Source organism: Tardiphaga sp. (genome assembly GCF_041424195.1).
Lineage (GTDB): Bacteria > Pseudomonadota > Alphaproteobacteria > Rhizobiales > Xanthobacteraceae > Tardiphaga.
Map to the genome: position 1 here is coordinate 165989 of NZ_JBGMOE010000228.1, position 12243 is coordinate 178231.

Here is a 12243-nt window from a genome sequence, read left to right on the forward strand (position 1 = left end):
GATGGGTTTCGCTTCGCTCTACCCATCCTGCGGTCTGTGAGCTTTCAATCCCGCCTGAACACGATGGAAGCCGCCCAACCCGACATCAGCGCCATCGCTGCGGTCAGCAGCCCATAGATGAAGCCGTAATTGCGCGCGGCATTGGCGACAAACTGCTCGAAGCCGACCTTGACGATATCGAACGCCGTCTCCGCTTTCGAGATCAGCGCACCATCGGCGAACAGTTTGATCTCGACATCGTAGGTGCCGATGGGGACTTCGGCGGGCAAGGGGATGCTGGTTCGAAACAGCGTCGGGGTCAGGAATGTCACCGCCGAGGTCTCCTCGCGATACAGTCCATGTTCCTTGCGCAGCCGCACAAAGGCGCTGCGGAACGGGTCGGTGGCCACGACGTCGGCATAGTCGGTGCCGACGCGCTGGGTCAGCAGGACGTTATTGATCCCGAGCTGCTGGCGGCGTTGCACGTCGGCTGGTGCAATGGCGTCGAACGGGCGATTGGAAAACACGGAGAGATAGGATGGCACCTGCAGGAACTGGCGCGAGTCGGTGTTGATCCAGATGCCGAAACGGCGCTCCTTGCGCCGGGTCAGGAGGTCGGTGCGCGGCCCGTTGACGGTGACGACGAGATTGTAGTTGTTGCGGCCGGGCGGTGTCTTGTCGTCTTTCTCGACAGCGCCGAACAGCACCAGTTCCTCGCCGGCATAATTGGGCGTCACGGTTACGCGATGGTTCGAGACCGAGACGATCAGTTGCTCGGCGTGGGCCGGGGCAAATGCTCCGATGCCAAGTGCAGCGATGATCGGGAGCGCGCGTATCATGGAGCGGCGCCTCCTGTTTCGCGGATCGTGAACAGATCCGCGGGGCGGATCACCAGTTCCACGGCGAATCGGACGCCGACCGCCAGGATCAGCAGGCCCAGCAGCAACCGCAGATGTTCACCGCGAATCTTTTGTCCCGCGCGTGCGCCGAATTGCGCGCCGGTGACACCGCCGACCATCAGGATGAGGGCGAGCACCGCATCGACCAGATGATTGGTGACGGCATGCAGCAATGTCGCGATCACCATGGTGACCAGTGTCAGCACCATGGACGTGCCGATGACAGTCGAAGTCGGGATGCGCAGCCAGTAGATCAGGATCGGGATCAGGATGAAGCTGCCGCCGATGCCCATCACGGCGCCGATGAAGCCGATCAGGAGGCCGACGGCGATCACCGGGATCACCGAGAGATAGATCTTGGAGCGCTTGAACCGCATCTTCAGCGGCAGGCCGTGAACCCAGCTATGGCTGCCGGAACGGCGCAAGGTCACGGGATCACCGCGCCGCATGCGCAGCAGCGCGCGCAACCCCTCCCAGAACATCAATCCGCCGACGGCGGTGAGCAGGATCACATAGGACAGCGAGATGGTGAGGTCGAGCTGGCCGAGATTGCGCAGCAGCGTGAATGTCCACACGCCGAGAGCCGTGCCGATCACGCCGCCGGTCAGAAGCACAGTCGCAAGCGCGGGATCGATGGCGCGGCGTCGCCAGTAGGACAGCGCGCCGGAGAAAGACGAAGCCGCGATGTGGCTCGCCACTGACGCGACCGACACCGCGGGGGCGATGCCGACGAAAATCAGCAGTGGTGTCATCAGGAAGCCGCCGCCGATCCCGAACATGCCGGACACGAAGCCGACCGCAGCGCCCATCGCTAGGATGAGCAGCACATTGATCGGAAGGTCGGCAATCGGGAGATACAGTTGCACGCGCGTTCGCTTCGGAATTCTGGCCCTGAGTTGGGCCGAAACCGCTCATGGCGTGGTTCTGGAGACGGCGCGGATCGCGAGCCGCGTCCCGTCTTAGACGATATCATCCGTTGATGGGATTAAAGAATCCGGCAAAGGCGTGGTTTTTTGCACCTGCCGGTCATGCACCTTTCAAGGTGGTAAATTTTGTTGGGTCAGGCGCCTGTCGGCGGCGTCACGACTTCCTGGCGGGATCGGTGACGAGGTTCATGGCGGAAGCCTCGCCGGTGCCAAGCCACCGGATTTTCTCGGTCGCCGACATGGCTTCCACCACCGACGAGGCGACGCCCATCCTCGTCATGTAGCTGAGCACATAGCCCAAGGTGCGCTGGGCCGATGCCGTGGGGTCTGCCCCCGGCTTGGGCGAGACGAAACGGTGCACGCCCAGCTTTGAGCCCTCGACGCCGATGCGGACCTTGCCGCCGGCAAAGGTCATCACACAGGCGCTGGCGCAGTAGGAGGGTTTGATCCGGCCCGCCGAATCCACCGTGCCCACGGCGGTGGTCAGCCCGCGCGAACGGATGATCTCGCCCATGATAATGGCCTGGCCGACATTTCCGCCGGGAGATGACAGCAGCACGGTATCGCCGGGGCTGAGCTTGGCTTCATCGAGCTTCTCGCGAAACCAGCTTGCGGTGGCCGGGCCGATCTGGCCCGTGATCGCCAGCGCCGGACGGCCCCGGCCCGAATTGTCCGGATCGAGACTTGCGACCTCCGAAGATGCCATGCTCGGCGAGACATAGAGGTCCTTCCAATAGGCCCAGGCTTCCGGTTTGGAGAGTTCCTGATAGGCCTGCGCGCCGATGCTGCCAAGAATCACGATGGCGAATGCGACCGAGGGCCAGCTGAACCATTTGCTGCGCGGAGGCTCCGGCGGCAGCTGCGGCGGAGGGGGCGATGGGGCAGACGGTTCGGCAGGGCGTGTGGCCCAGGGGTTAGCGGTGGGGAGTCCCGACGGGCGTTCTGCACGGCCCTGTGCGTCGTCATTCCGAAAAGGCAAATCAGTTTCCTCGCAGTTCAGCCCAGCCCGACGCGCGCTTCACCGCATCAAGTCTGATGAAGGTTTGTTGAGGAAATAAGACCGCCGGTTCGATCCGGCGGTCAAGAAATCTGGCCTAGCGCGCGGCGCGCTTGCCCATCGCAGCTTTCGCTCCGGCCTGCGCCGGCGACGCATCCCAGCCGCCGGCCGGGGTCGCGACATTGATGGCGTCTTCGGGCTGGCCTTCCGGTGCAAAAGTCTGGATCGCCAGCTTCGCAGCGGCCAGCGACTGCGGGTCCAAGCGCTTGGCAATGTCGTCGCGCTTGCGGCCTGCATCGACGTCGCCCTGGGCGGCGGCGAGGCTGAACCACTTGAAGCTCTCGGCGAGGTTCTGTTCGACGCCGATGCCGCGGGCATAGAGGATGCCGAGGTTGAACTGGCTGTCGGCGACGCCGCGTTCGGCAGCCTTCCGGAACCAGTACGACGCACTCTTGTAATTGGCGCCCTTGGTGCCGCCATCGGCGTCGAGAACGGCGAGATTGTGCATCGCCTTGGCGTTGCCGCGGTCGGCGGCCAGCACGTAATAGCGGCGGGCGACGTCGAGATCCTTCTTCGCGCCAAGGCCCTTCTCGAACAGCGTGCCCAGGCGAAACATTGCCGGCACCACATTGGCCTGGGCCGCGCGGTCATACCACTTGGCGGCTTCGTCGTAGTTCTGCGCCACGCCCTTGCCCTCGGCATAGCGGACGCCGATTTCGAACGCGGCAGAGGCGTCGCCCTTGAGGGCCGCATGGCGCAGCGCGGTGCTGCCGATGGTTTCGGGCAGGCGCTCGCCGGCGGGGATTGGAACGGTGGTGATCTTCTGACCGCTGGACGGCAGCACCGGTCCGGCTGCACTGGCCAGCGGTGCAGCAATGCTGCCGGTCACATCGGGCGACACATAGGGCACGGGCGCGGCCTGCGGCACCGGCTGCGGTGCCGGCTCGACGGCGGCGGGTGGGGCGACCAGCGACTGCTGGCCGATCGGGGTCGGCGAGGTCATGGACGGGGCAGCCGGAACGGGCGCGACCGGTTTACTCTGAATTTCAGCCGGTTCGGGCGCATTCAGCTGCAACGGCGGTGCGGCGTGAATGTTTTCTGCCATCGGCGCAGGCGAACCGCTGTCCAGCAGCGTCATCGCCACCTTGAACGAACCGAGCACGATCACGATCACGCTGGCGCCGACCAGCAGCGAGCGGATCTTCGAACCGATGGTGGCGGACGACTTGTCGCTGTCGGCAAGTTGGGGTGCGAGTTTGGCCGCCCTTGATCTGTCGCCTTTGGACTTGTCGTTGCCGGTTGCAGCGGCGGCCTGCGCGGCGCGACGTGCGGCAGCGATGAAGCTCGATGCTGTCGCCTGTTCAGGCGCATCGACCGCGATTTCGCTGATCGCTTCTTCCGACGCGGCGATGCGCTCGGATGGCGATCCGCCGCGACCCTGCGGACGCGTGCCGGGTTCGAGCGGATGATCCGGCGGCAACGCCGTGTCGACCATCGGGCGCGGCGAGGGACGCTCTGCGACGGTTGACGGTTGCGCGACAGGTTTTGCCGCGGGCGGCGGATCGAGAATGTCGCTGATCGCCTTCGGCATCGGGAACGCTGATGCCGGTTCGTGCGAAATCGCGGTCGCTGCGAAGTCGCGCGGTGCGGCATCGAAATGAACCTGCGGCGGACGGACCTCGACCTGCGACGGCACAGCCTGCGCCTTCACCGGGTTCGGAATTTGCGGACGCGGCGGAGCGGGCACTGAGGCGGCGGCCGCGGTGGGGGCAGGGCGCGGAGTCGGGGCGGGTGTCGCGACGGGCGCAACTTGCTTTGCCGGTGCAGCGCTGACCGCGCGCAGATCGCCTTCGATCCGGGCGAGGCGATCGACCACATGGCCGAGCGTAGAATGTACGACTTCGAGCGAATCCTGCGTGTGGCGATCGGTTTCCGACTGGCTGAAGCGCATGTCGGAGAGTTCGCGCTTGATCGTGTCGACCAAGCCCGGATCCACCGATGGTACCTTGCTGCGCGGATTGTCCAGCGCCGCGAACATCGACTGCTGGCGCTCGAGATGGCGCAGGATGTCCTGCAGCCCGTCTTCGACGCGGCCGAGATTGTTGCCGCGCGTATCGGTGATGCTTTCGATCCGCTCGAGCAGATAGGAGACGCGCTGTTCAAGATGCGCGAAGGCCGACGACGAGTCATTGCCCACCGGCATATGGTCGAGACGCTCTGACAACGCCTGCAATGCCGTTTCCAGATGATCGGAGCTCGCGGTGACGGCCGGACGCTCGCGATTTTCCAGCGCTGCCGTCAGCGTCATGATGCGCGCCTCGAGCGCGGCAAAGGAGTCGCTGTTGTCGGCGCGGGCGAGCTGATCGACCTTGGACGACAGCGTATGCAGGTCGTCGCTGAGACGGCCGAGCGCTTCGTTGGAGGCAACGTTGGACACGATGGCGCGCAGCGCGGCGATAGCGCCCTGCAGCTGCTCCATGGTGTCGGGATCGTTGCTCGAGCGCACGATCAAGTCGATCTTGCCGCCGAGATTGCGGATCGCTTCGTCGAAGCCGGCGAGCTGTTCGGCCGGCGTGAGCGTGGTCAGCGTCTTGTGGATGTCGGCGAGGGCGCGTTCAAGATTGGCCAGCACGCCGCCATCGATGCCGCTGTGGCGGTTATCATCGATGCGGCGGCCGAGTTCGCGGATCTCGTTCTCGATCGACTCGATGGCGCGACGCGGCATCGCTTCGGTGATGACATTGCGGATCTCGGCAAGCTCGCCCCGGAAGGCCGCAATCGATTGCTCGATATTGTTGTCCGGGCGCTGCAGCGCATCGATCTTGGTCGTGATCTGGAACAGTTGCCGCTCCAGGCCGGACATATCCGGCATGAAGCTCTGCGGCGGCGCGGCAGGTTGTGCGTAAGGCGGCTGCACGAATGACGGTGCGATTGGCGGCGCGTTGCGCGGAGCCATGCGCGGCGTGCCGTCGAGTTCGCCCTGGCGGGCGGCGATCTCGGCGATGGCGAAATCCAGCGAGAACGGATCGATCGGCGGCGAAGCGCTATAGACCTGATTGGCGGCGCGCTCGACCATATCGATGCGCGGCTGCTGCGGCGGCATCTGTGGCTGACGGTGGGCGGGCTCGCTGATCTGCGACAGGCGCGCATCGAGCCGCGAGATCGCATCATTGAGCTGTCGCGCAACGCCGGGCTCGCTGCTGCGCGGCGCAGACTTCGAGAACAGTTCGATCTGCCGGGCAATGGCGTCGAGCCGCTCGTGGATTTCGACGACATCGGCTGCGTCGCGTTGCGGCAGGGCCGCGCGCGGGGTGAGGGGGCGTTCCTGGTCGCGGGGGTGTGCGTTGGGCGAGTTGAAGCGCGCGGGAGCCTCGCCGATGGTCGAGTTCAGCCAGTCGCCCAGCGACATGCCGGCACGGCGCGCCGCAGCTTCGGCCCGCTCGCGGACCGATGGCTCAATCCCGTCAACACTCCACGATACGCGCGAATTCATGCTTTGGTCCGGTTCCGAGCTTGACGCCATCAGCGCCTGCAGCCTCCCCCGCGCGTCCCATCGTGAAGACAATCGTAACGTGCGCGGGTCGTCTGCCTCTGATCCGGACTTTTCAGGGTTAGGGTAAATAACGGGTTAAGGATCGGGCCGAGCGGGCCTTAAAAGTTAACTCGCTGATACACTTGCGCCGATTTGCAGATAGGATCGGATGTCGCTGGCTCCGGCGTCAGCGCGTAAACAGCGCACTCAAATCGTCGACATCCTGTTCGGTGATGGCGCTGTGGCGCGGGTCCATCACCGCGGATTGCCCGATATAGGCCCAATACAGGAACTCGGCGCGCGGAAGCGCCCGCTGGCTTTCCACCCCGGCTTCGATCAGCCATTTCGCCATATAGCCAACGCGCCTGGCGTCCACCGAGGCGACCATTTGGGCGACGTCCGCATCGGTCGAGGCCATGGCGCGGATGGCACGGTCTAGGCTGCGGTCTTCGTTGAAGGCGAGCTTCATTAAGTGCGTCAGGCGCGCGGCGCCGGCGACCGAGGCATCGATCCCTTCGATGACCTGATCGGTTGTCCGCTCCTGCCAACGCTGCAGAAGCTGCAGTCGAAACTCAGATATATCCTTGAAATGCCAATAGAAACTGCCGCGCGACACGTTCAGGCCAGTGGCCAGCGCACCGACCTTCAGCGCGTCGGCGCCCTGCCGCGCGAGGATCCTCAGCCCGTGGTCGAGCCAGGCCGAGCGCGTCAGGCGGTCCTTGGTCAGTTGGTCATCCATTCCTCGACCATACACATGTGTATTGACGAAATCCACGCTCTGGCGCTAACGTCCATGCAGAAGTGTATGGAGTGGCGCTGGCCGAACAGTGCCCGATGCGGGAGGGAAGCCGATGAGCATGACCGGCCTCGATAGATGGTACAGCTTCATGCGGTCTCATGATCGGGCGATGCTGTGGGACCTGCTGCATCCGGATGCCGTGTTCGAAAGCCCGGTCGTGCATGCGCCGCAGCGGGGCCGTGAGATCGTATTCAAGTATCTGACGACTGCAGAGAAAGTGCTGGGTGGCCCCGGCTTCGCTTACAAAGGCGAATGGCGCAGCGACAACGGCGCGGTGCTCGAATTCGAGAACGAGATCGACGGGATCAAGATCAATGGCGTCGACATGATCACCTTCGCCGATGACGGGCGCATTACCCATTTCAAGGTGATGGTCAGGCCGCTCAAGGCCATCAACCTGTTGCACCGGTTGATGGGCGAGGAATTGGCGCGGCAATGAGCCGCCAGCTGCTTGCTTCATCTCCGATAACAATTGCGTAAATCTGACACGGCGGCGCCGTATCATCCGATCAATCGAATTCAAACCGAGAGAATTCCATGCCCAGCTACAAAGCTCCGCTCGAAGACGTCGGCTTCCTGCTCAACGACGTGTTTCAGTTCGATCGCTACAACAATCTGCCCGGCTTTGCTGACGCGTCTGCCGATGTGCGCGAGGCGATTCTGGGCGAAGCCGCCAAGCTCAGCGAAGAAGTGCTGCAGCCGCTGAATCGCGTCGGCGATCTCGAAGGCTGCAAGCGCAACGACGACGGCAGCGTGACCACGCCGAAAGGCTTCAAGGAAGCCTACAAGCAGGTCGCCGAAGGCGGCTGGCTCGGCCTCTCGGCTCCCACTGAATTCGGCGGCCAGGGTCTGCCGGTGACGCTGTCGCAGACCGTCGCCGAATTCCAGATCTCCGCCAATATGGCGTTCTCCATGTATGGCGGCCTCACCATGGGCGCGACCGCGGCACTCATCGTGCACGGCAAGCCCGAGCAGAAGGCGATGTTCCTGCCGAAGATGGTCGCCGGCGAATGGACCGGCACCATGAACCTCACCGAACCGCATTGCGGCACGGATCTGGGTCTGTTGCGCACCAAGGCCGCGCCGCAGGCCGACGGCAGCTACAAGATCTCCGGCACCAAGATTTTCATCTCGGCCGGTGAGCACGATCTCGCCGACAATATCATCCATCTGGTGCTGGCCCGCATCGAGGGCGCACCGGCCGGCATCAAGGGCGTGTCGCTGTTCGTTGTGCCGAAGTTCCTGGTCAATGCCGATGGATCGATCGGCGCACGCAACGGCGTGATGTGCGGCTCGATCGAGCACAAGATGGGCATCCACGGCAATTCCACCTGCGTGATGAATTACGATGGCGCCACCGGCTGGCTGATCGGCGAAGAGAACAAGGGCATGCAGGGCATGTTCGTGATGATGAACGAGGCCCGCCTCGGCGTGGCCGTGCAGGGCCTCGCGCAGTCTGAAGTCGCCTATCAGAACGCAGTCGCCTATGCGAAGGACCGCCTGCAGGGCCGCTCGCTGACCGGCCCGAAGTCGCCGGAGAAGCCCGCCGATTCGATCATGGTGCATCCCGACGTGCGCCGCACGCTGCTCACCATCCGCGCCTTCAATGAAGCCGCCCGCGCGATGGTGGTGTGGACCGCGCTGAAGAGCGACGTCGCACATCGCTCCGACGATCCGAAGGAGCGTCAGGCCGCTGACGATCACATGGGCCTGATGACCCCGGTGCTCAAGGGCGTGCTCACCGATGGCGGCTTCGCCAATGCAGTCTCCGCGCAGCAGATGTTTGGTGGCCACGGATACATCGCCGAATGGGGCATGGAACAGTTCGTCCGCGATGCGCGCATTGCCATGATCTATGAAGGTGCCAACGGCATTCAGGCGCTCGATCTCGTCGGCCGCAAGCTGCCGCGTGATGGTGGTCGTGCCGCCATGGCGTTCTTCGGCGAGGTTGCAGCCTTCGCCAAGGAGCATGGCGGCGACGAGGCGATGAAGCCTTACATCGATCCGCTCTCGAATGCGCTCGGTCATCTGCAGCAGGCGACCATGTGGCTGATGAACAATGCGATGGCGAAGCCCGACAATGCCGGCGCCGGCGCCACCGATTACATGCAGCTGTTCGGTCTCACGGCCTTCGCCTATATGTGGGCGAAGATGGCCAAGGTGGCGCAGGACAAGATTGCTGCTGATGGCGCAACGCCCTATCTGACCACCAAGCTCGTGACCGGCCGCTTCTTCATGGAGCGGATGTTGCCCGAAACCGCACTCCATCTCGCCCGCATCCAGACGGGTGCCGCGACGACGATGGAGCTTCCGGCGGAAGCGTTCTAGTCGACTCATACACCGCCATGCCCGGCCTTGTGCCGGGCATCCACGTCTTTACATGCCAATGGCGAGACGTGGATGGCCGGACCCGGCCATGACGATTACTTCGAAATTCGAACAACACGGCCACTCAAAGGGAGACACCATGCCCGAGGCATATATCTACGATCACGTTCGCACGCCGCGCGGCCGCGGCAAGTCCGATGGTTCGCTGCATGAGGTGACCGCGCTGGCGCTCGCCACTGCGCCGCTGAAGGCGCTGAAAGAGCGCAACAATCTGCAGCCGGGCACCATCGACGATGTCATCCTCGGCGTGGTCGATCCGGTCGGCGAAGCCGGCGGCGACATTGCTCGCATGGCGGCGCTGTCAGCCGGCTACGGCAACGATGTCCCGGGCATCCAGATCAACCGCTTCTGCGCGTCTGGCCTCGATGCGGTGAACTTCGCCGCGGCGCAGGTGATGTCGGGCCAGCATGCCATGACCATCGGCGGCGGCGCTGAATCCATGAGCCGCGTCGGTATCGGCGCGTCCGGCGGCGCTTGGCCGGTCGATCCGTCGATCGCCGTCCCCGCCTATTTCATGCCGCAGGGCGTATCGGCAGATCTGATCGCCACCAAATACGGTTTCTCGCGCGACGACGTCGATGCCTACGCCGTGCAGAGCCAGCAGCGCGCCGCCAAGGCGTGGGACGAAGGCCGCTTCAAGAACTCGGTCATTCCGGTGAAGGACATCAATGGCCTCACCATTCTGGCCAAGGACGAGCATATGCGTCCGTCCACCACGATGCAGTCGCTGGCGGCACTGCAGCCGTCCTTCGTGACCATGGCCCAGATGGGCGGCTTCGATGCGGTGGCGATCCAGTCGCATCCGGAAATCGAAGGCGTCAACTACGTTCATCACGCCGGTAATTCGTCGGGCATCGTCGACGGCGCTGCCGCCGTGCTGCTCGGCAGCGCGGAAGCTGGCAAGAAGGCCGGCCTCAAGCCCCGCGCGAAGATCCGCGCCTTTGCCAATATCGGCTCCGAGCCGGCGATGATGCTCACCGGTCCGGTGGATGTGACCAAGAAGGTGCTGGAACGTTCCGGCATGAAGCTGTCGGACATCGATCTGTTCGAGCTCAACGAAGCCTTCGCCTCGGTGGTGCTGCGCTTCATCCAGGCGTTCGAGATCGACAATGAGAAAATCAACGTCTGCGGCGGCGCCATTGCCATGGGCCATCCGCTCGGCGCCACCGGTGCGATGATCCTTGGTACCGTGCTGGACGAACTCGAGCGCACCAACAAGTCGACGGCCCTCGTCACCCTCTGCATCGGCGGCGGCATGGGCACCGCCACCATCATCGAACGCGTGTAAGGAGCGGCCAGCATGACCTTCAAGAACTTCAAGGTTGAGACCGACGCCGACGGCATCGCGCTCGTCACCTGGGATATCTCCGGCCGTTCGATGAACGTGCTCGACACCACGACCATCGAGGAACTCGGTGCCATCGTCGATCAGACGACCGCCGATGCTGCCGTGAAGGGCGTCGTCATCACCTCCGGCAAGGAGGCGTTCTCCGCCGGTGCCGATCTGTCGATGCTTGAAGGCATGGGCAAGGTCTTCGCCGAGACCAAGGCAGCCAAGGGCGAGGAAGCCGCACAGCAGATGCTGTTCGACGAGAGCCGCAAGCTATCGCTGACCCTGCGCAAGATCGAGACCTCCGGCAAGCCATGGGTTGCGGCGATCAACGGCCTCGCCCTCGGCGGCGCGTTCGAACTGACGCTGGCCTGCCACTATCGCGTTGCCGCTGAAAATCCGAAGACGCGTCTTGGACTGCCCGAGATCAAGGTCGGCCTGTTCCCCGGAGGCGGCGGCACCCAGCGCCTCGCCCGCATGCTGCAACCGCAAGACACCATGCAGATGCTGCTGAAGGGCGAAGCGATCAATCTCGTCAAGGCCAAGGCGATGGGCATCGTCGGCGCGGTGGTGCCATCAGCCGATCTCATCACGACTGCCAAGGAATGGATCAAGGCCGGCGGCAAACCCGTCGCGCCGTGGGACGAGAAGGGCTTCAAGCTGCCCGGCGGCCCCGTCTATTCCAAGCAGGGCATGATGATGTTCCCGGCGGGTAACGCGATCTATCGCCGCGAGACCTTCGACAACTATCCGGCCGCGCGTGCGATCATGCAGTGCGTCTATGAAGGCCTGCAGCTGCCGATGGACGCGGCGCTCCGCGTCGAGTCCCGTCAGTTCGCGCATATCCTGCAGACCAAGGAAGCGGCGGCCATGATCCGCAGCCTGTTCCTGTCGATGCAGGAGCTGAACAAGGGCGCGCGCCGACCGCAAAACGTGCCGCCGACCAAAGTGAAGAAGCTCGCCGTCATCGGCGCCGGCTTCATGGGGGCGTCGGTCGGTTTCGTCTCGGCGCGTGGCGGCATGGAGGTCGTGCTGATCGATCGCGATCAGGCCAGTGCCGACAAGGGTCTCGGTCATTGCATCGCAGCCATCGATGGCCTGATCGCCAAGGGCCGCGCCAAGGAGGCGGACAAGACCGCCCTGATGGCGAAGATCACCGCGACTGCGGATTTCGACGTCATCAAGGACTGCGACCTCGTGATTGAGGCCGTGTTCGAGGATCGCGCGGTCAAGGCCGAGATCTACAAGAAGGTGCAGCCGCTGTTGAAGGAAGGCGCCATCATCGCGTCGAACACCTCGACGCTGCCGATCAACTCGCTCGCCGAAGAGTTCGCGGACCAGTCGAAGTTCATCGGCATCCACTTCTTCTCGCCGGTCGAGAAGATGATGCTGG

At 64.0% G+C, this 12243-nt stretch carries 9 protein-coding genes; 4 read left to right on the forward strand and 5 right to left on the reverse strand.

Annotated features, from left to right (window positions below; genetic code table 11):
• Positions 1 to 44 precede the first annotated feature (44 nt).
• The 5 genes from ACEK02_RS32405 to ACEK02_RS32425 form a co-directional block, all read right to left on the reverse strand.
• A complete protein-coding gene (locus ACEK02_RS32405) occupies positions 45 to 818 on the reverse strand; it encodes a TIGR02186 family protein (RefSeq protein WP_371425888.1) in 774 nt (257 codons plus the stop codon).
• Positions 815 to 1744, reverse strand: a complete 930-nt coding sequence (locus ACEK02_RS32410; RefSeq protein WP_371425890.1) for a sulfite exporter TauE/SafE family protein — start codon at positions 1742 to 1744, stop codon at positions 815 to 817. The genes ACEK02_RS32405 and ACEK02_RS32410 overlap by 4 nt, the downstream gene beginning before the upstream one ends.
• Positions 1745 to 1958: 214 nt before the next feature.
• Positions 1959 to 2603 carry a hypothetical protein gene (locus tag ACEK02_RS32415; RefSeq protein WP_371425892.1) on the reverse strand — a complete coding sequence of 215 codons (645 nt, stop codon included), beginning with the start codon at positions 2601 to 2603 and terminating at the stop codon, positions 1959 to 1961.
• Between the two features lie 295 nt (positions 2604 to 2898).
• Positions 2899 to 6294 (reverse strand): hypothetical protein, encoded by a 3396-nt coding sequence (locus ACEK02_RS32420; RefSeq protein ID WP_371425894.1) that lies wholly within the window; start codon positions 6292 to 6294, stop codon positions 2899 to 2901.
• A 226-nt stretch (positions 6295 to 6520) separates the two neighbouring features.
• Complete coding sequence (locus ACEK02_RS32425; RefSeq protein WP_371425895.1) at positions 6521 to 7072, reverse strand: TetR/AcrR family transcriptional regulator; 552 nt, start codon at positions 7070 to 7072, stop codon at positions 6521 to 6523.
• A 112-nt stretch (positions 7073 to 7184) separates the two neighbouring features.
• Here ACEK02_RS32425 and ACEK02_RS32430 point away from each other — a divergent pair, with 112 nt between their 5' ends.
• The 4 genes from ACEK02_RS32430 to ACEK02_RS32445 form a co-directional block, all read left to right on the forward strand.
• A complete protein-coding gene (locus ACEK02_RS32430; protein WP_371425897.1) occupies positions 7185 to 7571 on the forward strand; it encodes a nuclear transport factor 2 family protein in 387 nt (128 codons plus the stop codon).
• 98 nt (positions 7572 to 7669) lie between these two features.
• Positions 7670 to 9460 carry an acyl-CoA dehydrogenase C-terminal domain-containing protein gene (locus ACEK02_RS32435; protein WP_371425899.1) on the forward strand — a complete coding sequence of 597 codons (1791 nt, stop codon included), beginning with the start codon at positions 7670 to 7672 and terminating at the stop codon, positions 9458 to 9460.
• A gap of 139 nt (positions 9461 to 9599) precedes the next feature.
• Complete coding sequence (locus ACEK02_RS32440) at positions 9600 to 10808, forward strand: acetyl-CoA C-acetyltransferase (protein ID WP_371425901.1); 1209 nt, start codon at positions 9600 to 9602, stop codon at positions 10806 to 10808.
• 12 nt (positions 10809 to 10820) lie between these two features.
• Positions 10821 to 12243 (forward strand): 3-hydroxyacyl-CoA dehydrogenase NAD-binding domain-containing protein (locus tag ACEK02_RS32445; protein WP_371425903.1); only part of this gene is annotated, 1423 nt, incomplete at its 3' end.